This is a genomic window from Nitratireductor sp. ZSWI3, assembly GCF_024655565.1.
In the GTDB taxonomy this organism is placed as follows: domain Bacteria; phylum Pseudomonadota; class Alphaproteobacteria; order Rhizobiales; family Rhizobiaceae; genus Nitratireductor.
Genome location: NZ_JANKOF010000008.1, coordinates 1 through 21,802 on the forward strand (window position 1 = coordinate 1; position 21,802 = coordinate 21,802).

At 65.9% G+C, this 21,802-nt stretch carries 22 protein-coding genes; 12 read left to right on the forward strand and 10 right to left on the reverse strand.

Features of this window, described 5'->3' with window-relative positions; all coding sequences use genetic code 11:
• Window positions 1–46: 46 nt before the first annotated feature.
• The 3 genes from NUU27_RS04580 to NUU27_RS04590 all read right to left on the reverse strand — a co-directional run bounded on the left by NUU27_RS04580 (window position 47) and on the right by NUU27_RS04590 (window position 3,105).
• Window positions 47–1,390, reverse strand: coding sequence for a TRAP transporter large permease subunit (locus NUU27_RS04580; RefSeq protein ID WP_257760886.1), 1,344 nt, complete (start codon window positions 1,388–1,390; stop codon window positions 47–49).
• Complete coding sequence (locus tag NUU27_RS04585; RefSeq protein ID WP_257760887.1) at window positions 1,387–1,956, reverse strand: TRAP transporter small permease subunit; 570 nt, start codon at window positions 1,954–1,956, stop codon at window positions 1,387–1,389. The genes NUU27_RS04580 and NUU27_RS04585 overlap by 4 nt, the downstream gene beginning before the upstream one ends.
• A 114-nt stretch (window positions 1,957–2,070) precedes the next feature.
• Entirely contained in the window at window positions 2,071–3,105 is a 1,035-nt protein-coding gene (locus NUU27_RS04590) for a TRAP transporter substrate-binding protein (RefSeq protein WP_257760888.1), read from the reverse strand.
• A 165-nt stretch (window positions 3,106–3,270) separates the two neighbouring features.
• Here NUU27_RS04590 and NUU27_RS04595 point away from each other — a divergent pair, with 165 nt between their 5' ends.
• Window positions 3,271–4,023, forward strand: a complete 753-nt coding sequence (locus NUU27_RS04595; protein ID WP_257760889.1) for an SDR family NAD(P)-dependent oxidoreductase — start codon at window positions 3,271–3,273, stop codon at window positions 4,021–4,023.
• Window positions 4,024–4,055: 32 nt separating this feature from the next.
• Entirely contained in the window at window positions 4,056–5,756 is a 1,701-nt protein-coding gene (locus NUU27_RS04600) for an FAD-dependent oxidoreductase (protein ID WP_257760890.1), read from the forward strand.
• A 23-nt stretch (window positions 5,757–5,779) separates the two neighbouring features.
• On the opposite strand, the gene NUU27_RS04605 is transcribed toward NUU27_RS04600, so the two are convergent.
• The gene (locus tag NUU27_RS04605; protein ID WP_257760891.1) at window positions 5,780–6,583 is read right to left on the reverse strand and encodes an IclR family transcriptional regulator; all 804 of its coding nucleotides are present in this window, start codon (window positions 6,581–6,583) and stop codon (window positions 5,780–5,782) included.
• A 90-nt stretch (window positions 6,584–6,673) separates the two neighbouring features.
• Complete coding sequence (locus NUU27_RS04610) at window positions 6,674–7,012, reverse strand: ribbon-helix-helix domain-containing protein (RefSeq protein ID WP_257760892.1); 339 nt, start codon at window positions 7,010–7,012, stop codon at window positions 6,674–6,676.
• Window positions 7,013–7,210: 198 nt separating this feature from the next.
• Here NUU27_RS04610 and NUU27_RS04615 point away from each other — a divergent pair, with 198 nt between their 5' ends.
• The 3 genes from NUU27_RS04615 to NUU27_RS04625 all read left to right on the forward strand — a co-directional run bounded on the left by NUU27_RS04615 (window position 7,211) and on the right by NUU27_RS04625 (window position 9,836).
• Window positions 7,211–7,606, forward strand: a complete 396-nt coding sequence (locus NUU27_RS04615) for a VOC family protein (protein ID WP_257760893.1) — start codon at window positions 7,211–7,213, stop codon at window positions 7,604–7,606.
• A gap of 97 nt (window positions 7,607–7,703) precedes the next feature.
• Entirely contained in the window at window positions 7,704–8,246 is a 543-nt protein-coding gene (locus tag NUU27_RS04620; protein WP_257760894.1) for a gluconate 2-dehydrogenase subunit 3 family protein, read from the forward strand.
• An 18-nt stretch (window positions 8,247–8,264) separates the two neighbouring features.
• On the forward strand, window positions 8,265–9,836 hold the full coding sequence (locus NUU27_RS04625; RefSeq protein WP_257760895.1) for a GMC family oxidoreductase: 1,572 nt from the start codon (window positions 8,265–8,267) through the stop codon (window positions 9,834–9,836).
• Between the two features lie 59 nt (window positions 9,837–9,895).
• Here NUU27_RS04625 and NUU27_RS04630 read toward each other — a convergent pair whose 3' ends face one another.
• A complete protein-coding gene (locus NUU27_RS04630; RefSeq protein WP_257760896.1) occupies window positions 9,896–10,603 on the reverse strand; it encodes a GntR family transcriptional regulator in 708 nt (235 codons plus the stop codon).
• 216 nt (window positions 10,604–10,819) lie between these two features.
• Here NUU27_RS04630 and NUU27_RS04635 point away from each other — a divergent pair, with 216 nt between their 5' ends.
• The 7 genes from NUU27_RS04635 (at window position 10,820) to NUU27_RS04665 (ending at window position 17,433) form a co-directional block, all read left to right on the forward strand.
• Complete coding sequence (locus NUU27_RS04635) at window positions 10,820–11,107, forward strand: UxaA family hydrolase (protein ID WP_257760897.1); 288 nt, start codon at window positions 10,820–10,822, stop codon at window positions 11,105–11,107.
• 16 nt (window positions 11,108–11,123) lie between these two features.
• Window positions 11,124–12,305, forward strand: a complete 1,182-nt coding sequence (locus tag NUU27_RS04640) for a UxaA family hydrolase (protein WP_257760898.1) — start codon at window positions 11,124–11,126, stop codon at window positions 12,303–12,305.
• Window positions 12,306–12,429: 124 nt separating this feature from the next.
• The gene (locus NUU27_RS04645) at window positions 12,430–13,377 is read left to right on the forward strand and encodes a tripartite tricarboxylate transporter substrate binding protein (RefSeq protein ID WP_257760899.1); all 948 of its coding nucleotides are present in this window, start codon (window positions 12,430–12,432) and stop codon (window positions 13,375–13,377) included.
• Window positions 13,378–13,449: 72 nt separating this feature from the next.
• A complete protein-coding gene (locus NUU27_RS04650) occupies window positions 13,450–14,970 on the forward strand; it encodes a tripartite tricarboxylate transporter permease (protein ID WP_257760900.1) in 1,521 nt (506 codons plus the stop codon).
• Window positions 14,967–15,485 (forward strand): tripartite tricarboxylate transporter TctB family protein, encoded by a 519-nt coding sequence (locus NUU27_RS04655; protein ID WP_257760901.1) that lies wholly within the window; start codon window positions 14,967–14,969, stop codon window positions 15,483–15,485. The genes NUU27_RS04650 and NUU27_RS04655 overlap by 4 nt, the downstream gene beginning before the upstream one ends.
• 20 nt (window positions 15,486–15,505) lie before the next feature.
• A complete protein-coding gene (locus tag NUU27_RS04660; RefSeq protein ID WP_257760902.1) occupies window positions 15,506–16,438 on the forward strand; it encodes a hydroxyacid dehydrogenase in 933 nt (310 codons plus the stop codon).
• Window positions 16,435–17,433: an Ldh family oxidoreductase gene (locus tag NUU27_RS04665; RefSeq protein WP_257760903.1), complete on the forward strand. Its 999-nt coding sequence runs from the start codon at window positions 16,435–16,437 to the stop codon at window positions 17,431–17,433. Before NUU27_RS04660 ends, NUU27_RS04665 begins: the two co-directional genes overlap by 4 nt.
• 131 nt (window positions 17,434–17,564) lie before the next feature.
• Here the strand turns inward: NUU27_RS04665 and NUU27_RS04670 are convergent, their stop codons facing one another.
• The 4 genes from NUU27_RS04670 to NUU27_RS04685 all read right to left on the reverse strand — a co-directional run bounded on the left by NUU27_RS04670 (window position 17,565) and on the right by NUU27_RS04685 (window position 21,730).
• Window positions 17,565–19,550 (reverse strand): tyramine oxidase, encoded by a 1,986-nt coding sequence (locus tag NUU27_RS04670; protein WP_257760904.1) that lies wholly within the window; start codon window positions 19,548–19,550, stop codon window positions 17,565–17,567.
• 78 nt (window positions 19,551–19,628) lie between these two features.
• Complete coding sequence (locus tag NUU27_RS04675) at window positions 19,629–20,594, reverse strand: helix-turn-helix domain-containing protein (protein WP_257760905.1); 966 nt, start codon at window positions 20,592–20,594, stop codon at window positions 19,629–19,631.
• Window positions 20,595–20,750: 156 nt separating this feature from the next.
• Window positions 20,751–20,963, reverse strand: a complete 213-nt coding sequence (locus NUU27_RS04680) for a 4-oxalocrotonate tautomerase family protein (protein WP_257760906.1) — start codon at window positions 20,961–20,963, stop codon at window positions 20,751–20,753.
• A 29-nt stretch (window positions 20,964–20,992) separates the two neighbouring features.
• Window positions 20,993–21,730: a glucose 1-dehydrogenase gene (locus NUU27_RS04685; protein ID WP_257760907.1), complete on the reverse strand. Its 738-nt coding sequence runs from the start codon at window positions 21,728–21,730 to the stop codon at window positions 20,993–20,995.
• Between the last annotated feature and the right edge of the window lie 72 nt (window positions 21,731–21,802).

Consider the following 21,802-nt stretch of genomic DNA (forward strand, 5'->3'; position numbering starts at 1 on the left):
CGATCCCAACAGATGGGTACCATCTGTTGGGATCGCACCACTAGCGTCACTTTGCCAGATAGGCCGGCAGCCACAGCGTGATCTGCGGCCACAGGATGACCATGGTCAGCGCGGCAAGCTGCAGGACGACGAAGGGGATGATGCCGCGATAGATGGTCGAGATCGACACGCCTTCCGGTGCGATGCCGCGCAGATAGAACAGCGCGTAGCCGAAGGGCGGCGTCAGGAACGACGTCTGCAGGTTGACCGACAGCGCGATGGCGAACCAGATCAGGGTCTGCTCCGAGGACAGGCCGAAATCCAGGCCGGCGACGATGGGGGCGACGATCGGCACCACCACGAGCGTGATCTCGACCCATTCGAGGAAGAAGCCGAGCACGAACACCAGGAGCATGATGGTCAACAGCACGGCATGGGGATTGTCGCCATGCAGCGCGAAGGCGTCGACGATCATCTGGTCGCCGCCGAGCTTGCGGAAGATGACGCTGAAGATGGTCGCGCCGATCATCACGAAGATGATCATGGCGGTCGTCTTGGTGGCGTCGCGCAGCGCGTCGGCCAGGACCGGGAGGTTGAGATTGCCGGACATCAGCGCCAGCAGCGTGGCGCCGGCGGCGCCGATCGCCGCCGATTCCGTCGGCGTGGCGATGCCGGTGACGATGGTGCCGAGCACGGCCGCGATCAGCGCCACCGGCGCCAGGAGATCGCGGGTCAGCTCCAGAACGACGTGCCATGAGGGGGCGCTGCCGTTCTCGAGCCTGGCCGCCGGCATCCGGTGCGGCTGGACCACGGCGATGACGATCAGATAGGCAAGGTACAGCCCGCCGAGCAGCAGGCCGGGGCCGACCGCGCCCATGAACAGGTCGCCGACCGAAACGCGCATCTGGTCGCCGAGCACGATCAGCATCACGCTCGGCGGAATGAGGATGCCGAGCGTGCCGCTGGAGGCGATCAGGCCGGTGGAGATCTTTGCGTCGTAGCCGTTCTTCAGCATGGTGGGCAGCGCCATCATGCCCATCAGCACCACCGAGGCGCCGATGATGCCGGTCGAGGCGGCCATCACCACGCCGATGATGGCGACGGCGAAGGCATAGCCGCCCGGCAGCCCGCGGAAGACGGAGGCGAGCGAGCGCAGCAGGCGCTGGGCGACGCCCGAGCGCTCCAGCATCAGGCCCATGAAGACGAAGAGCGGGATGGCGATCAGGAGCCAGTTGGTGAGAATGCCCGAATAGATGCGCGAGACGCCGAGCGACAGGAACAGCATCGGCACATCGGCGAAAAAGGCGAAGATCAGGCCGATGCCGGCCAGCACGAAGGCCACGGGATAGCCGGTGAAGATGCCGGCCATCAGGCCGACCAGCATCAGGATGGGCCAGAAATAGTCGGTCATCGAGATGTGCCGTCGGTCTTGGAAGTGGGGCTTGCGAGACGGAGCGCCGTCGCGACGGCGCGCAGGAGGGCGCAGAGCCCGAGAAGGGAGAAGGCCGCGGGGATCGCCGCCTTGATGACCCAGCGGTCGATCATGCCGCCATAGGTCGAGGCCTCGCCCGAGGTGAGGGCTTTTTGCGCAAACCCGTAGCCGTACCAGGCGATGATCGCGCAGAAGGGCAGGAGGAAGACGAGATCGCCGAAGATGCGGATGACGAGCCGCGCCCGCTCCGGCAGGCCGGAGGAAAAGACGTCGACGGCGACATGGCTGTTGTCGCGGAAGGCGTAGACGCCGCCGAACAGGACGATCAGGGCGAAGATGTGCCACTGCAGGTCGAGCAGGGTGTTGACGGTGAGCGCCTTGCCGAACAGCGGCACCGCGGTTTCCCATCCGGCGAGCCGGTTGATGCCCAGCTGCGCCGCCAGCACCGTCAGGCAGACGCTGAGGATGAGCGGCACGATCAGCCAGCCGACGATCCGCCCGGGCCATGTGCACAAGGATTGCAGCCGATCGAGGAAACGGGTCATGAGCGCACTTTCATGGATGGTCTTCCGCACCGTTTGTCAAAGGGCGAAAGCGCGCCCCGGCCTTATCGGCCGGGACGCGCCGCGTAAACCCCCGAGCCCCTGGGGGTATCGCTGCTACTCGTGCGGGATGGCCTGCAGGCGCTCCCATTCGCCGACGCGGTCCATGTAGGCGGTCAGTGATTCATAGGCTTCCTTGAAGATCGGGTCCTTCTCGGCCTCTTCCGTGAGCACGGCGTCGGCCTGCTCGCGGATCGCCATCAGCACCTCGTCGGGGAAGCGGCGCACGGTCACGCCCGCCTCGCGGATCGTCGCGATGGCCTCGGCCTGGGCGTTGAGCTGGTCGCCGAGATTGTAGGCGATGTTGGCCTTGCAGGCCTCGACCATGATGGTCTGTGTGGCCTCGTCGAAGCCGTTCCACACATCCATGTTGATGATGATGGAGTCCCAGCTCGAGGGCTGATGCCAGCCGGGGAAGTAGTAGTTCTTCACCACCTTCTGGAAGCCGAAACCGAGGTCGAGCTGCGGGGCGGAGAACTCGGTCGCGTCGATGCGGCCCGTCTCCAGCGAGACGAAGATCTCGCCGGCCGGCACGAGCTGCGTGTTGGCGCCGAGCTTGGCCAGCGCTTTGCCGCCGAGGCCGGCGATGCGCATGTTGAGGCCCTTGAAATCCTCGACCGTGTTGATCTCCTTGTTGAACCAGCCGCCGGCCTCCGGCACCACCAGGTGGCAGGGAATCACCTTCACGCCGTGCGGGTCGTAGGCCTTCTGGATGATCTCCAGGCCGCCGCCCTCGAACATCCAGGCGAGGGCCACGTCGGGGCTTGGGCCGAACGGCATGGAGCCGATCAGATTGGCGACGGGAATGGTCTCGGCCCAATAGCCGATCCAGTCGAAGCCCATCGGGATGGCGCCCGAGGAGACGGCGCCGAACACCTCGAAGGGCGGCACGAAGTCGCCTGCGCCATGGACATTGATCTCGACCTTGCCACCGGTCATCAGCTTGACGCGCTCGGCCCATTTGGAGGGGCTCGGCCCGATCGACGGCACCTGCAGGCCGAAGACGCTCTGCAGGTCGAAGCTCTCGGCCAAAGCCGGAGCGCTGGAAAGCATGGTCGCCGCAAGGGCTGCGGCAACGAGCCGTTTCTTCATGAGATCCTCCCTGATGTGCCCGTCAACGGGCGCAATTCTTCCTCCCGACGCGCTGCCGCGCCAGCCCGTGCAAGCCTGGCAGAAATATCGATTGCCCGCTTGCTCATCGCGAACATTAATTATAATCAAACGAATTAGCAATAACCTAATTTTTTGGAGCGGAGGATGATCGACATCGAAGGATGTGTCGCCGTGGTGACCGGCGCCGGGCAGGGCAACGGCCGCGCCCTCGCGCTCGGTCTGGCACGGGCGGGCGCCCTCGTGGCGCTGTGCGACGTTAACGGCGAGAAGGCCGGGGAAACGGCGGCGACGATCCAGGCAGAAGGCGGCAGGGCGCTGGCTGCGATGGTCGACGTTGCCGATCCCGCGGCCTGCCGAAACTTCGCGGCCAGGGTTCGGCTGGAGCTGGGCGACGCCGCCATCCTCGTCAACAATGCCGGCATCATTCGCCGCCACGGCCTCGACGATCCGGATTTCGACAGCCATTGGGACGCCACCTTCCAGGTCAACGTCCATGGCACGAAGAACATGGTGCGGGCCTTCGTACCGCAGCTCGAGAAGACGGGCGGGCGCATCGTCAACCTCGCCTCCATCATGTCGCATGTCGCCGGCCCCGGCATTCCCGCCTATGTCGCCAGCAAGGGGGCGGTGGCCCAGTTCACCAAGGCGCTGGCGCATGAGCTTGCTCCACGCGGCATCCGCGTCAACGCGATCGCGCCAGGCGTCATCGACACACCGATGACCGAAGCGACGCGCGGCAACGAGGCGGCCATCAGCCGCTTCATGGCGCACACGCCGCTGGGCCGAACCGGCCGGCCGGAGGAGCTGGTCGGCCCGGTTCTTTTCCTCGTCTCGGGCATGTCGAGCTACGTCACCGGCGCCATCCTGCCGGTCGACGGCGGCTATCTGGCCGCCTGATCTTTCATGACGATTTTTTAGGATTTTCCGAAATGAAGAAGCATGTTTGCGACGTTTTGGTTGTCGGTTCGGGCGCCGGCGGCCTGTCGAGCGCCGTGGCGGCCGCGCACCGTGGCCTCGATGTTCTGGTGGTCGAGAAGGAGCCTGTCTTCGGTGGCACGTCGGCGCGTTCCGGCGGCTGGATGTGGATCCCCTGCAACGGTCCGGCGCGCCGCGCCGGCGTCGAGGACAGCCCGGAAAAGGCCCGCCTCTATCTGCAGCACGAGGCGGGCGCGCATTTCGACGCCGCACGCGTCGATGCCTTTCTCGAGGCCGGGCCGAAGGCCGTCGAGTTCTTCGAGAAGAACACGGCGCTGCAGTTCGACCTCGGTCCGACCTTTGCCGATTATCATCCCGACGCGCCGGGCGGCATGCCGGGCGGCCGCTCCATCGTTGCCCGCCCCTTCGACGGGCGCGAGCTGAAGGACGAGATCCGCCGCCTGCGCCCGCCGCTGTCGGAGATCACCTTCCTCGGCATGATGATCGGCTCCGGCAAGGAGCTGCTGCACTTCTTCAACGTCACCCGTTCGCCGATCTCGGCCTTCTATGTCGGCAAGCTGTTCCTCAAGTTCCTGCGCGACATGGCCTTTCACGGCCGACCGATGCGGCTGATGAACGGCAACGCGCTGGTGGCCCGTCTCGCGCGATCCTGCTTCGACAAGAACGTGCCGATCTGGACCAGCGCCCCCGTCCGCGAGTTGCTGCGCGATGCGCGCGGCCGGGTCACCGGCGCCATCGTCGACACCGCGGAGGGCGCCGTCCAGATCACCGCCAACAAGGGCGTCGTGCTCGCCGCCGGCGGCTTCCCCCAGGATCCGGTGCGGCGCAAGGCGCTCTTCCCGCACGCGCCGGCCGGTTATGAGCATGTCTCGCCGGCGCCGCCCGGCAACACCGGTGACGGCCTGCGCCTCGGCGAGGCGGTGGGCGCCGGCGTCGACGACACGCTGCCCAACAGCGCCGCCTGGGTGCCGGTATCGCGCCCGCCGCGCCGCGACGGCACGCTCGGCGTCTTCCCGCATTTCGTCGACCGGTCGAAGCCCGGCGTCATCGCCGTCACCCGCTCGGGCAAGCGCTTCGTCAACGAGGCGAACTCCTATCACGACTTCTGCCAGGCGATGGTCAAGGCTTGCCGCGAGAAAGGCGAGGAGATCTGTGCCTTCTTCATCGCCGACCACAGGACGCTGCGCAAATACGGGCTCGGCTACGTCAAGCCGGCGCCGGTGCCGTTCCGGCAGCACATCCGCTCCGGCTATCTGCTGGAGGGAGCGACGCTCGCCGAGCTCGCCGACCGGATCGGCGCCGATCCCGACGCGCTCGAACGCACCGTGACCCGCTTCAACGAGCATGCGCGCCGGGGCGAGGATCCGGAGTTCCACAAGGGTTCGACTGCCTACAACCGCTCGCTCGGCGATCCCGAGCACAAGCCGAACCCCTGCGTCGCGCCGGTCGAACACGGCCCGTTCTATGCGGTCAAGCTGGTGGTCGGCGACCTCGGCACCTTCGCGGGTCTCAAATGCGACGAGAACGCCCGCGTTCTCGACGAGGCCGGCAAGCCCATTCAGGGGCTTTATGCCGCCGGCAACGATGCCGCTTCCATCATGGGCGGCAATTATCCCGGCGGCGGCATCACGCTCGGGCCGGCGATCACCTTCGGCTACATCGCCGCGCGCCACATGTCCGGCGCCAATTCGTGAGAGCGCCGCTGCCGGTGAAGCCGTCAGGCGCCTTCGATATGGCCGAGATCGCGTGACAGCGCCTCGGTGAAGCCCATCAGTCGCGTCAGGCACGGGCCCCGCTCGGACAGGTCGATGAAGTTGGTCGGGCCGATCACGGTGACGACGAGCTGCACCGTTCCCGTATGGTCGAAGACCGGGGCGGCGATGGCGCTGACGCCGGGAATGGGGGCGTCCCGCGTGACGGAATAGCCCTGGCGCGCCACCGCCGAGACCTCGCGGCGGAACGTCTCCTCGCTGACGCCGGGAATGGCATAGAGCGAGGGTTCCTTGCCTTCGAGCTCGGTGCGGATCAGCGGCTCCGTCATCTTGCCCGGCAGGAAGGCGGCGAAGGCCTTGCCGGTGGCCGTCATCGTCACCATGAAGGTGCCGCCGACCGCGACGTTGGAATGGATGCGGGCCTCCGATTCCTGCAGGTAGACGATGGTCGGCCCGTGCAGGCCCCAGACGCTGATGGTCACCATCAGGCCCAGATCCTCGGCGAGCTCGGGCACGCGGCGGATGGTTTCGCGATAGGCGTTCTGGTTGCGCAGGCGCGTCAGGCCAAGATGCAGCGCGAAGGGGCCGAGCTGGTACTGGCCGGTCTCCGTCTGCTCGACCATGTTGATGTTGCGGAAGCTGACCAGATAGGGGTGGAGCTGCGCCGCCGCCATGCCGAGCGTCTCGGCGAGGTCGCGCAGTTTCAGCGGCCCGCCGGCGCGTGCCAGCGCCATGAGAATGGCCCCGCCCGTCTCGATGGATTGGACGCCACGCGGTGTGCGCGGTTTTGCCGGCGCGCTGTCGGTCACCTGCCCTCCTTCCCGAATCGATCCTTCAGACAAGGGAGAATCCATATCGTCCGGGACGGCATGTGTCTTCCCCGGCGGGCCGTGCAGGCGTCAGGCCGAAGCGGCCTGCAGGCCGACGGGCGGCAGCGAGGCCGTCCGCGCCGCCGCATCCGCGGCATCGGGCTCGGGCTGATGGCCGCGCAGATAGAGCGCACAGGTCGTGCGCAGCATGGAGGCGAAGTTGGGGATCACGCCGTTCGCCTCGAGCGCCTCGTCGTAAAGCGTCGAGATGAAGCGCGGCGTGGTCATGTTCTGCGAGGCGGCGATCTCGTCCAGAAGCTCCCAGAAGGCGGCCTCGAGCTGAATGCTGGTGGAGTGGCCGCCGATCCGCACCGAGCGGTTGATCTGCTTGTAGCCCTGTGGATCCTGTTCGGCGAACACCTTGCACATCTTTCGACCTCCTCTGCCGGACGGACACCGCAGGCGACACTGTGGCCCTGCGCAGCGTCAGGCCCGTTCGCTTCGATGCGTGGTAGCCCGTTGCCACCACAAGTCCGCATCAGCGGTCATAATCACCGACATCATCGAGAACGGCAAGCCGGCGCCGGGCCATAGGGCGGCACCGGTCGGAAACCATACGGAGGCGTTTTGGCCAAGTGCATTCACACCATGATCCGCGTTCTGGACGAGGAGAGGTCGGTTTCCTTCTATGAGCGGGCGTTCGGCCTGAAGGTCGCGGATCGCTTCGACTTCGACAGCTTCACGCTCGTCTATCTGCGCAATGCCGAAGCCGATTTCGAGGTCGAGCTGACGATCAACAAGGGCCGCACGGAGCCCTACGAGCTCGGCGACGGCTACGGCCATCTGGCGGTCGCCGTGGACGATCTCGAAGCCGAGCACGCCCGCTTCCGGGAGGCCGGGTTTCAGCCGCGCGACATCGTCGCCTTCGAGCGCGAGGGTGTGTTGCTTGCCCGGTTCTTCTTCGTCGCCGATCCCGACGGCTACAAGATCGAGGTTCTGCAAAAACACGGCCGCTACCGGTAGCGGGAGAGGGATCTGTCCGCGTCCTGCCCGGAGGAGGAGGACGCGGGCAGCCAGCAACGGGCGTCGCAAGACGCCTCAGCGAGCAAGGGAGGAAAGAATGACCACAGTTTACGAAGGCAAGCGGCGCGGCCTGTCGCGCCGCGACGTCCTGAGGCGCGGCGGCAAGGTGGGCATCGGGGCCATGCTGGTGATCAGCGGCAGCGCCGTCATCAGCCCGCAATTCGCCTGGGGGCTCGAAACCAGCGGGCTCGCGCCGGAAGCCGTCGCGACGCTCATCCAGATGGCGCGCGACATCTACCCACACGATCATATCGAAGACCGCTTCTATGCCATCGCCGTCAAGTCCTACGACGAGCGGGCCGGCAAGGAGGCTGCCTTCAAGGAGATGATCGAGGCGGGCGTGGCCGATCTCGACCGGCGCGCCGGCGCGGGCGGCTATCGCGGTCTTGGCTGGGAAGACGAGCGGGTCGACATCCTGCGGCAGGTGGAGACGACATCCTTCTTCCAGACGGTGCGCGGCGGCCTCGTCACCGGCCTCTATAACCAGAAGGAGCTCTGGCCGCTGTTCGGCTACGAGGGCGAATCCTACTCGAAGGGCGGCTACATCAATCGCGGCTTCGACGACATCGAGTGGCTGTGAGCGAACCGGGAGGATATTATGGCTGCACCTTACGACCTTAACGACGACGGCGTCGTCGTCATCATCGGTTCCGGCGCGGGCGGCGGGACGCTGGGCAACGAGCTGGCGCAGAAGGGCGTCGACGTGGTGATCCTCGAGGCCGGCGCGCGCATCGAGTACGAGGATTTCATCAACGACGAATGGGAGAGTTTCGGCCAGCTCGCCTGGGGCGACAAGCGCACCACGTCGGGCGACTGGCGGGTGGCGCGGGATTTCCCGAACCTGCCGGCCTGGATCGTCAAGGCGGTGGGTGGCACGACCACCCATTGGGCGGGCGCCTCGCTGCGCTTCCAGGAGCACGAGTTCCGCACGCTCAGTCACTACGGCAAGGTGGACGGGGCCAATCTTCTCGATTGGCCGCTCACGCTGGCCGAGCTCGAGCCCTATTATGCGAAGGCCGAGGACAAGATGGGCGTCACCCGCACCAACGGCATTGCGGGCCTGCCGGGCAACAACAATTTCAAGGTGCTGAAGGCCGGTGCCGACAAGCTCGGCTACAAGGAGTGCCACACCGGCAACATGGCCATCAATTCGGATTTCCGCGACGATCGGATGGCTTGCCAGCAGACCGGCTTCTGCTTCCAGGGCTGCAAATGGGGCGCCAAATGGTCGACGCTCTACACGGAAATCCCCAAGGGCGAGGCAACCGGCAAGCTGGAGGTGCGGCCGCAATCCATGGCGCTGAAGATCGAGCATGACGCCAGCGGCAAGGTGACGGGCGTGCTCTACGCCGACAAGGACGGCAACCGGCATTTGCAAAAGGCGCGGCTCGTCTGCGTGGCCTGCAACTCCATCGAAAGCCCGCGCCTGCTCCTCAACTCGGCATCGGCCATGTTCCCGGACGGGCTTGCCAATTCGTCGGGCCAGGTGGGGCGCAACTACATGCGCCACACGACCGGCTCGGTCTATGCGGTGTTCGACAAGCCGGTGCACATGTATCGCGGCACCACCATGGCCGGCATCATCCGCGACGAGGCGCGGCACGATCCCTCGCGCGGCTTCGTCGGCGGCTATGAGCTCGAGACCCTGTCGCTGGGCCTGCCCTTCATGGCGGCCTTCCTCGATCCGGGCGGCTGGGGGCGCTCCTTCACCTCGGCGCTCGACAATTATGCCAGCATGGCGGGACTGTGGATCGTCGGCGAAGACATGCCGCAGGAGCAGAACCGCATCACGCTTCATGCCGAGATGAAGGACGAGCACGGCCTGCCCATCCCGGACGTCCACTTCGACGACCATCCGAACGACGCCGCCATGCGCAACCACGCCTATGCGCAGGGCAGGGCCCTTTACGAGGCCGTCGGGGCGATCCGCACCTTCCCGACGCCGCCCTATCCGTCGACGCACAATCTGGGCACCAACCGGATGAGCGAGAAGGCGTCGGACGGCGTCGTCAACAAGCACGGCCAGACGCATGACATCAAGAACCTGTTCGTGTCGGACGGCAGCCAGTTCACCACGGGCGGCGCGGAAAACCCGACCCTGACGATCGTCTCGCTGGCGATCCGCCAGGCCGACTACATCGCGCAGGAGATGGCGACCGGAGCGATCTGACAAAGAGCGCCGCCCCGCGTCCGGCCGGCGCGGGGCGGTTTTCCGACGGGCCGGAGCGATCAGCGCAGATTCACTGCGTAGTGGATGCTCTCCGTCAGGCAATGCGACACGCGCAGTTCCACGGCCTTGCCCTCCAGGTCGCGCGCGATCCGGTGGATGCGCAGCAGCGGTGTGCCGACGGGGCAGGACAAGAGCCGCGCGTCCTCTTCTCCGGCGGGGATCGCTTTCAGCCGTTCCTCGGCCTGGGCGATGGTGATGCCCCAGCGGGTCGAAAAGAGCTGGTAGATGTTGTTGGGGATCTGGTCGTGAGCGGGAAAATCGCAAAAACGTCCTGCCGGCAGGCATAGCGTTTCCGACAGCACGCACCGCTCTGCCAGCCGGCGGATGCGCAGGATGCGCCTGACCGGGTCTCCCGCCGTCAGTTCCAGAGCGGAGGCTTCTTCGGCGCTCGCCGCTCCCGTCTCGCTGTCGATCACGGTCGATTGCGGGAACACCGACGGTCCGTCGTCCGGCACCAGCCGGAAGAACTGGAAGAGGATGCGCGAATCCTCCGGCTCGGCGACGAAGGTTCCCTTGCCCTGCTTGCGCACCAGAAGATTGTCCGCCGTCATGGTGTCGAGCGCCTTGCGCACGGTTCCCTGGCTGACCTTCATCCGCCGCGCAAGCTCCATCTCGCTGGGAATGAGCATGCCCGGCGCCCAGCTTCCATCGACCAGATGACGAACCAGTTCGTCGCGGATATGCGCGTAAAGTGGCTTGTATTCCATGACCTTGTTCTCGTCCGTCACCGTTCCGGCCGCCTTTCCGTTGCGCGCAACCGCAGAATCCTTCGATCGCGATGCGGGCGGAAAACCGCTTCACACTTTTCCTCATCCCGCTCTAGCGCACGCCTGTTGACAAATCCACTCTCTTGTATCTTATATCTTATATAAGACTTGGGGCGAGGAAATTCGCCGCGCCCACCGCTCAAGAGGAGGACATCCGTGACCATCCCCCAGCTGCTCGTCCATGAAAGAAAGGACAATGTCGGCGTCGTCGTCGTCGAGAACCTGAAGGCAGGGACCAACATGCTGTGCGTGGTGACGCACGACAATTCGAGCTTCGAAATGCAGGTGCACGACGATGTGCCCATCGGCCACAAGGTGGCGCTGACGGATCTGAAGGCCGGCGACACAGCCCTGAAATACGGCGAGGACATCGGCAAGTTCGTGGCCGACGTGAAGAAGGGCGGCCACGTTCACGTGCACAATCTCAAGACCAAGCGCTGGTAGGCCGGGGAGAGCATCAATGGCGTCGAAATACGCGAATCTGACATTCAAGGGCTACCGCCGCGACAATGGACGCGTCGGCGTCCGCAACCACGTGGTCATCCTGCCCGTGGACGACATCTCCAATGCCGCCTGCGAGGCGGTCGCCAACAACATCAAGGGCGCGCTCGCCCTGCCGCACGCCTATGGCCGCCTGCAGTTCGGCGAGGATCTCGACCTGCATTTCCGCACCATGATCGGCACGGGCGCCAATCCCAATGTCGCAGCCGTCGTGGTCATCGGCATCGAGCCGGGCTGGACCAAGCGCATCGTCGACGGCATCGCCGAGACCGGCAAGCCGGTCGCCGGCTTCTCGATCGAGCAGAACGGCGACCTGAAGACCATCATGGACGCATCCCGCAAGGCCAAGGAGTTCGTGCATTACGCCTCCGAGCTGCAGCGCGAGGAGTGCTCGATTTCCGAACTCTGGGTGTCCACCAAATGCGGCGAGAGCGACACCACCACCGGCCTGGGCTCCTGCCCGACGGTGGGCAACATGTACGACAAGCTGCTTCCCGAGGGGATTTACGGCTGCTTCGGCGAGACGTCGGAGATCACAGGCGCGGAGCATATCTGCAAGGCGCGCGCCATCGATCCCGAGGTCGGCGAGCGCTGGTACAGGATGTGGAAGGCCTATCAGGACGACGTCATCTTCGCCCACCAGACGGACGACCTGTCGGAAAGCCAGCCGACCAAGGGCAACATCGAGGGCGGCCTGACCACCATCGAGGAGAAGGCGCTGGGCAATCTGGAGAAGATCGGCCGCACGTCGCGCTACATCGACATTCTCGAGCCGGCCGAGGCGCCGAAGTCGGGCAGGGGCCTGTACTTCATGGACTCCTCGTCGGCGGCGGCGGAGTGCGTGACTCTGATGGCTGCCGGGGGCTATGTGGTACACACCTTCCCCACCGGTCAGGGCAACGTCATCGGCAACCCGATCGTGCCGGTCATCAAGATCACGGCAAACCCGCGCACGGTGCGCACGATGGGAGAGCACGTCGACCTCGACGTGTCCGGCATCCTGCGCCGGGAGATGACCATCGACGAGGCGGGCGATGCGCTGATCGACATGATCGTGCGCACGTCCAACGGCCGCAACACGGCCGCCGAGGCGCTCGGCCATCGCGAGTTCGTGATGACCAAGCTTTACCGAAGCGCCTGATATTGATTTCCAGGCCCCGCCCTGGTGCGGGGCCTGGCGCATGAGATGGATCCGGTGAAGGCCGGGTCCATGCAGGTGTCGTTCTGAGGAGACAGGCATCACCCATTACCAGGGAGGAATGCAAATGCTGAAGAAACTCGGCCTTTTCGCCGCCATGATCGCCTTTACCGCAGTCACCGGTGCGGCGATGGCCTTTCCCGACAAGCCCATCAACTACATCATCCCTTTCAATGCCGGCGGCGAAAGCGACATCTCCGCCCGTCTGCAGCAGCCCTATTTCAAGAAGCTCACCGGGCAGGATCTCATCATCCAGTATCAGGCGGGCGCCGGCGGCGCGCAGGCCTGGTCCGTGCTGAACGACCAGCCCGGCGACGGATACACGATGATGGGCACCAACCTGCCGCACATCATCATGCAGCCGATGCTGCAGGATCCCGGCTACAAGACCGAGGACCTGGTCAACATCTACATGTTCCATTTCACGCCGGACGCGCTGATCGTGCGGGCGGACAGCGAATATGAGACGCTGCAGCAGGTGATCGACGCGGCCAAGGCGGCGCCGGGCGCCCTGACGGTCGGCGGCACGGCGACCAACACCGCCAATCACCTCGCCAACCAGCGCCTTGCCGATCTGACCGGCGCCGAGATGACCTACATCCCCTACACGGGCACGGGCGCCACCATTCCGGCGCTGCTCGGCGGGGAGGTCGAGCTGCTCTGGGGCTATACGACGGTCGCCGCCGGCCAGGGCGACAAGGTGCGCATGCTGGCCGTCGCACAGGACAAGCGGCATCCGCTCTTCCCCGACGTTCCCACGTTCAAGGAACTGGGCATCGACATGGTGGGCGGCGCCTATCGGGGCATCGCCGTTCCGAGCTCGACGCCGGAAGAGGTGCGCAAGGAATTGTCGGGCATCATTGGCAAGATCAACGCCGATCCCGATTTCATCGCGCAGATGGAGCAGGCGGGCTTCGCCATGCTCGACATTCCCTATGAGGAAATGGACGCGTTCATGGCGGAGCGCAAAAAGCTCTACGAAGAGATCGCGCGCCAGCTCGGCTCGCTGAAATAGCCTCACCGGTCGGTGCCCACCCCTGGGGCGGGCGCCAACCGATCGATCCCTGACGCATTCGAGGAGCTTGCCATGGCCGTCGACTTCGGGTTCGTCCTGGCCCAGGCCTTCAGCCCCTTCAACCTGCTTCTGGCCGTCATCGGTGTCGTGCTCGGCACGGTCATCGGCGCGCTGCCCGGACTTTCGGCTACGATGGCGATCGCGGTGCTCGTCCCCTTCACCTTCGCCATGGATCCCGCCTCGGGCCTGATCATGCTCGGCGCCATCTACACGGGGGCGATCTACGGCGGCGCCTATGCGGCGATCCTCGTCAACACGCCGGGCACGCCCTCGGCGATCGCCACCACCTTCGACGGCTATCCGATGGCGAAGCGCGGCGATGGCGATCTGGCCATGACGCTGGCGACGCTCGCCAGCGTGGTCGGCGGTGTCGTCGGCGCTCTCTCTCTGATCACGCTGTCGCCGCTGCTCGCCAACATCGCGCTCGCCTTCCAGTCGAGCGAATATTTCTGGCTGGCGATCCTCGGGCTCACGCTGATCGCCAGCCTTTCTTCCGGCAACGTTCTGAAGGGGTTGATCGGCGGCGCCTTCGGCCTGATCCTGTCGATGATCGGCGTCGCCGTCATCGGCGGCGACACGCGCTTCACCTTCGGGTCCTCGGCCCTGCTCGGCGGCATCGACATCGTCTCGGCGCTGATAGGCCTCTACTGCATCCCCGTTCTGATCGATCTCGTCGCCCGCCCCGACAGGCATCTGGAGCCGGCGCCGCTGGGGCGCGGCTTCCGTCTGTTCGAGGCCGTCGGCCTTTGCGTCGGCAACGGCGTCAATCTTCTGCGCTCCTCCGTCATCGGAACGCTGGTCGGCATTCTGCCGGGCGCCGGCGGCTCCATCGCATCGCTGGTATCCTATTCGGAGGCACGCCGGGCGAGCCGCAACCCGGAGCGCTTCGGCAGGGGTGAGCCGGGCGGCCTTCTTGCCACCGAGAGCGCCAACAATGCGACTGTCGGTGGCGGTTTCATCCCGACGCTGGTGCTCGGCATCCCAGGAACGCCGCCCGATGCCGTCATCCTCGGCGCACTGCTCGTGCAGGGCATCCGCACGGGGCCCGAGCTCTTCACCCAGCAGAACGGCATTGCCTACATCTTCATGTTCGGCCTCCTGATCGCCACGCTGATGATGCTGCCGATCGGCCTGTTCATCGGGCGCTATGCCTATCGGTTCATCGTCAACACGCCGAAGGCGCTGCTCGTGCCGCTGATCGCCTTCATGACCGTGGTCGGCAGCTTCGCCATCCACTCCAATCCGCATGACGTGGTGGTGATGGTGGCGATGGGCGTGCTCGGCTGGCTTCTCGGCCTGGCCGGCTTCGGCCCTTCGCCCATCGTGCTTGGCCTGGTCCTCGGCCAGATCGCCGAGCAGGGCTTCATGCGGGCCTATATGATCGGCGGTGCGCGCGGCAATTTCGGCGGACAGCTTCTGTTCGACCGGCCGATAAGCTGGGCCATCGTGGCGCTTATCCTCGTCACGCTCGCTTTCCCGGTCCTGCGCCGGTTGCGCAGGTCCCGCGAAGCCGGCAGCGAGGTCCGGTCATGAACGGCCGCACAGACATTGCCGGGATCCTCGGCTCGCTGTTCTTCGCCTCCGCCGGCGCCTATGTCTTCGTGGCGAGCCTCGGCATGTCGCCGATGGCGGCGATGTTTCCCCGCACGGTGGGAGCGGCCCTCGCGCTGCTCGCCCTGGTGCAGATCGTCACCGCGCTGGCGCCCCGGCTTCGCAATCGGGAACGCATGGTCCCTCGGCAGGACGCGGCGGGAGAAGGCAGCGGCGCCGCCGTGGAGGCCGATGCCGATGGGCAGGCCGAAAGCCGGGGCCGCCGCCTGGTCCTGCTCGCCACCATGGTCGCCTGGGCGCTTCTCTTCCCGGTCGTGGGGATTTTCGTCACCAGCCTTGCGGCATGCATCGTCCTGATGTTCACCGGGCTTTTCGGGCGCATCTCGCCCCGCCGGCTGGCGCTCTATCTGGCTGTGGTGCTGGCGATGGTGATCTTTTTCCATCTGCTCATGGGCACCGTGCTCAACATTCCGCTGCCGCGCGGCCTGCTCTTCTGATCCAAAACCAACGGGGCATCATGCACGACATCATCATCACCGAGTTCATGGACGAGGCGGCGGTCGCCCGGATCGAGCGGGAGTTCGCGACGTTCCACGATCCGGCGCTCGTCGATCGGCCGGAGGAGTTACGCATGCGTGCCGCCTCGGCGCGGGCGTTGATCGTCCGCAACCGGACCCAGGTGCGCGCTGCGCTTCTGGAGGCGGCTGCGAAGCTGGAATGTGTCGGCCGGCTCGGCGTCGGCCTGGACAATATCGATCTGGAAGCCTGCAAGGCCCGCGGCATCACCGTCTACCCGGCGACCGGCGCCAACGACCTCCCGGTTGCCGAATACGTCATCACCACCGCGATGATGCTGTTGCGCGGGGCGTATCTGGCTACGGGCACGGTGGCCGCCGGCGGCTGGCCGCGCGGCGCGCTGATCGGCCGCGAGATGTCGGGCAGGATGATGGGGCTCGTCGGCTTCGGGGCGATCGCCCGCGAGGTGGCGCGGCGTGCCGCGGCGCTCGGCATGCGCGTCGCGGCCTTCGATCCCTTCCTGCCGGCCGATCATCCGGCCTGGGCGGGCGTCGACAATCTGACGCTCGACGGGCTGCTCGCCAGCGCCGATGTCGTCAGCCTCCATACGCCGCTCACCGAAGAGACCCGTCACATGATCGACGGTGCGGCTCTGGCGCGGATGAAGCCGGATGCGGTCTTGATCAACGCCGCACGCGGCGGCGTGGTGAACGAGGCGGCCTTGTGCGACGCCCTGAAATCGGGAAAGCTCGGCGGAGCCGCCCTCGACGTGTTCGAGCAGGAGCCGCTCGACGCCGCGAGCGGCGCCCGGTTTGCCGGCATCGCCAACCTCGTTCTCACGCCGCATATTGCCGGCGTCACGGAAGAGTCCAATATTCGCGTCAGCGGTGTGACGGCGGAAGCGGTTCTGACGCATCTGAGAGGAATCCGATGAGCAGGCGCCTGACCGTCGATGAAGCCCTGATCCTCGTCGGCGAGACGCTCAAGCGCTGCCGCACCGAGGCGGAAAACGCAGCCTCCGTCGCCAGGGCGCTCGTCGGCGCCGAGCTCGCGGGGCAGGCGGGGCATGGACTGCGCAGGATGCCCTCCTATTGTGCGCAGGCTCTCTCGGGCAAGGTCGACGGCATGGCGCGGCCGCGCTCTCACGCCCACCGGCCCGGCGCGTTGACGGTCGACGCGGCCCATGGTTTCGCCTATCCGGCCATCGATCTCGCGCTCGACTGGCTTCCCGACGCGGCGCGCAGCCAGGGCATCGCCATGGCCGGCATTCATCGCTCCCATCACTGCGGCGTGGCGGGGCTCGTCGTCGAGCGCCTTGCCGAAAGCGGCCTCGTCGCCGTCCTGATGGCCAACACACCTGCCGCCATGGCGCCATGGGGCGGCCGGCGGGCCGTGTTCGGCACCGATCCGATCGCCTTTGCCGCTCCGCTCGACGGGGCCGATCCGGTGGTCGTCGACATCTCTCTCTCGAAGGTCGCGCGGGGCAAGATCATGGCGGCGCAACAGCAGGGACAGCCTATCCCCGAAGGCTGGGCCCTCGATGCCGACGGAAACCCGACCACCGATCCCGATCGCGCGCTGGCCGGCACGATGGTTCCCATGGGGGATGCGAAGGGCACGGCGCTCGCCCTGATGGTCGAAATGCTCAGCGCCGGCCTCACCGGTGCCAGCTACGCCTATGACGCGACCTCGTTCTTCGACGCAGAGGGCGCCGCACCCGGCACGGGGCAGCTCATCGTCGCGATGGATCCGGAAGCCTTCGGGCCCGGCGCCCTGCAGCGCTTCGCGGTGCTCGCCGGCGAGATCGACACCATGCAGGGCGCGCGACTGCCCGGCCGCCGACGGCAGCAGCTGAAGGCCGAGCTGATGCGCGACGGGATCGCCGTCGACGATGCCCTTCTGGCGCAGATCGAAGCCCTCGGCCGTTGAGCGATCACGTGGTTCGGCCCGGCAGCGTCGGCGCGCGGTCTTTTTGTCTTCCGCGTTTATACGGACGTCAGGTCGTTCCACCTGACTGCAAAATGCAATGCGGCGCCGACGCTTCAAGGAGTTGAAAACCTCTATTTCGGCAACCTCACCGTTAGCGCCGGATTGTGCGGGAAGAAGTTATAGGGCTTCAGGGTGATGCCCTTCCACATGGTCGACATCACCGGCCAATCCTCCATCTGCGGCACGTGGTGAAAGCCCATCGTGTACCAGGTCACGATGTCGGTGTTGTCGATGCTGCGGTCCTGCTTCACCCATTCGGCCAGCGTGTCCGAGCCGTCGCTCTGGAAGGCATATTCACCGCCGGCGTAGCGTTCGGCGGCCTTGTAGGGCGTGTTCCAGAACGTGTATTCGATGTAGGCGTTGCGCCTGGCCGGAGGGTCGTTCTCCGTGTCCAGCGGGCTGTAGGCGACGCTGTTCTGCGGCAGGATCATGTAACCCGGGGCGTGCCCCACGCCCACTTTCCGGCTCATGTTCATCACATGGTACATGGCGGGCGTGGCCGGGTTGACGCGGTAGCGCGCCGCAAGTTCCGTCTTCGGCATCTCGGCCTTTGTCACCCACAGCGAGCGGCGCGGCAGGTCTTCGGCCACCTCGCCCTTCACCAGGCCGGTCCGCATGAAGACGTTGTCCTGGCCATCGATGTCGAAGTCGAGCCGGAAGTTGAAGAAATGGTCGTGGTTGGGGGCCACGAGATTGGGCACGATCAGCGTGCCGTAGCGCGTTTCCTGCGCCGCCGTCGCATCGTCCATCGAGGTCGAGGCGGCACCTTTCACCGCATCGAGCCCGGTGGCGCCGACCATCACCCGGATGCGGCCGTTCTGTTCGAACACGTAGTCGATCAGATAGTCGTAATTGCCGACCTGGGAAGCGGAGCGCACGACGAGCTCGCTTGCCGGGCGTCCCTCGGCCGGCACCGACTGATCCTCGCTCTGGGCGAAGATCTCGTAGTGCCGCCAGACCGGATCGCCGATGTTGCGCTCGAAGATGCAAAGAGCGTTCGGAATGTCGACCGGCTCGCCGCGGTCGTCGTGCACGGTGGCCGGCAGGAAACGGGCGTAGGACGGGCAGTCGACGCCGGCGCGCAGCGGGCTCAGGAAGATGCCGAACCCGTATTCGCCGCTGTCCATATAGGTGCGCCAGTACCAGCCCTCGTCCGGGTCCATATAGGGCACGAACACTTCCGAAAGATGGGCCTGGTAGAGAACCGAGCGCCAGTCGTTGCCGTCGTTCACCTCGATGTTGGAGAGCACGACGCCCGGCCGCTTGTCGACGCGCCAGCGGAAGCGCCACATGTCCCAGTTGACCACGCTGCCGTCGATGGTGACGTTCGCTTCCCCCTCCTGGACAAGATGGGCGGGATCGCTCTGCGGGCGCAGCTCCCCGGTCCGCTCCCGGACCTCGTCCTCCATGTAGCCCCAAGCATCCTGCGGCACCGGCAGGACGCCCGTGTCGATGACCTCGACAACCTTCCTGCCGGTGAGATCGACGACCGCATAGAGGCCTTCGATGGGCTTGGCGTAGAAGTTGGAACCGGTCGGATTGACGTAGCAGGGCACCTTCATCAGCCGCTGGTCGGCCTCGGCCTGTGCATCGAAGGAGCCGGCCGTCAGGGGGAGGCAGAAGACGTCGTCGGGGCCGAGGTCGCGCTTCCTCAGCGCCGTCACGAAAGCCTCGTCGGAAAGGGCAAGGTCCATCGCGCCGATGAACTCTTCCAGAAGCACCATCGACTGGCCGCCGATGTCGCCGATCTCGCTGATCTCACCCGAGACCAGGTCGACCTCGGCCTTGTATCCACGGTCACCGGAAATCGCATGGACCGTGGCGACGCGCGGCCCTTCCTCGCCCTCCTTCCAGGCCAGCACGTCGGCCTTTTCGGGCTCCTTCAGCTCGATCAGCGGAAAGCGTGCGTCGTCGGTGATCCGATCGTCTGCTTTCATGATGGTGACGACCCGAGCGATTTCTTCCTGTGACAGGCCGTCCAGCGGGTGTGCGGTCGCGCCGTTGCATAAGACTGTCAGGGCCATGGCGGCGCAGGTTGTGGTCAAGTGTCTTTTCATCGCTTCTCCTCCGGTGGCGCCGCCTTGCGGGCAGCCTTGACGATCATAGTGGAGGGAAGGACGGCGCTGCGTCTTGGACTATTGCGTCAGGCTCTTGGGCGAAGGCGACACCGTGCGCAGCCGGTATTCTCCGGGGGATGCCTGAAACCGGGCGCGGAACCGCCGGTTGAAATAAGACAGGTCGTTGAAGCCCGAATCGAACGCGATGGTGGAGATGCGCTCGCCGCCGGAAGCGTCCTGACACAGGAGCCTCTGGCGCGCATAGTCGAGCCGGGCACGGATCAGGCATTCCGAAAGCGAGGACCCCTCCGCCTGGAAGCGGCGCTGCAGCGCCCTGAGGCTCACGCCCATGGCCTCGGCCACGGCGGCGGGCGTGCAGTCGGGATCGCGAAAGCGGTGTTTGATATAGGCCCGGGTGCGGGCGAGGAGCAGGTCGCCGCTGGTTGCCGCCGACGGTAGTTCGCCCTCTTCGAGGCTGCACAGATAGGAGCCCATCAGGTCGAAGAAGGCTTCGCTGACGACGCGCTGCCGCGGCGCGATACCCTCGGCCGCCAGGATGCGGTCGATCGTGGCGCGCATGGCTCTGCCGATGGCCGAGGCGCCGGGGATTGAGCAGCCGCCGAGCGCACAGGTGCCGAAGCGGTGGGCGAAGTCGGCGCGGTTCAGATGCACCGAATATTGCCGGCTGCCGCCGTCGCCATAGACGAAATGCGACGGATAGGCCGAATCGATCATCATGAAGTCGCCGGGCTTAAGGCGCACCTCGGCATCGCCCTGACGCATCACCGCATGTCCCGTCTTCTGCAGCACGAGAAAGAGATGCTCCGCCGAATCCTGCCGGATGCAGCGCCAGTCACGATCGATCTCGGCGGCACTGTTGTCGACGACCGCGACCGACAGGGCGTGCCGTCGGTTCAGCGTGATGCGGCCGCGCATGTCCCTGCCGCCCGCCGGCGGCAGGACCAGAAAGTTTCCGCAAACATCGCGCACGCCGGCCTGAAACGCGTCCAGCGACACAAGACCGTGGGTCTCGTGAAACGGCATCGCCATTCCTCCCCTGCCGTGTCGCCCCTTACGACACCTTGCGAATGGGTAGACGGGCAAGCGTATTCAGCTTTTGGGGTTCGGGCAAGAAGCGGTGCTGAAGGGGGCGCGATCCCGAAGGCGTTGCGGATCGTGCCGGCACGGCTCCCCGCGGGATCAATCCTTTGCCCGGTACTCTTCCGGCATGACGAAGACCTCGTCCGCGCGTCCGTATCCGCCGTCGGGCACCTCCTCGATCAAAACCATCGTGGTCGGACGCACGACCTCGCCGAAGCAGCTCACCATGAGCTCCGTCGTCTTGTGGATCAGGTCTTCCTTCTGTGCCCTCGAGAGCGATGCCTGGGGCAGTTTGTAATTTGCGAAAGGCATGGTTTTTTCCTCAGGTTCCGGGGTTTCGGTTACACCGCGCCGCCGTTGGCGCGGATGGTCTGCCCGTTTATCCAGCCGCTCTGCGGCCCGGCCAGGAAAGCCACCGCATCGGCGATGTCGTCGGGAGTGCCGAGGCGGCCGAGCGGGATCATCCGCGTGATGCCGGCGACCAGTTCCTCGGACTTGCCGCGCATGAAGAATTCGGTCTCGACCGGGCCGGGCGCGATCGCGTTCACCGTGATCCGGCGCGGCCCCAGCTCCTTGGCGAGCACATGTGTGAGCGCTTCGATGGCGGCTTTCGTGGCGGCATACAGTCCGTATCCGGGCTGGTAGAAGCCGACGACGCTCGAGGACAGGCTGATGATCCGTCCGCCGTCGCGCAGCCGCCTGGCACCTTCGCGCATGCCGCGGAAGGTGCCGCCAAGATTGACGGCACAGTGGTCGTCGAAATCCGCGTCGGCTGCTTCCGCCACCGGCGACAGCCGCATCATGCCGGCATTGTTGACCAGAATGTCGACCGCACCGAAGGCGGCGGCCGCCGCATCGAACAATGCAGGCATGGCGGCGGGGTCTGCGACATCGGCCTGCACCGCAACCGCCCGGCCACCCGACCGCTCGATCTCTTGCACGACCCGATCGGCGGCCGTCTTGTCGCGCGCGTAGTTCACGACAACGGCACAGCCCTCGCGAGCCAGCTTGCGCGCAATCGCGGCTCCGATGCCTTTGCCGGCGCCGGTCACGATCGCGGTTTTGTTTTCCAGTGTCATTTTGACCTCCATTGCACGGCAAGGAGATAGAGGATTGTGCCGTCCGGATAATCATCCTTTATGAGGCAATAA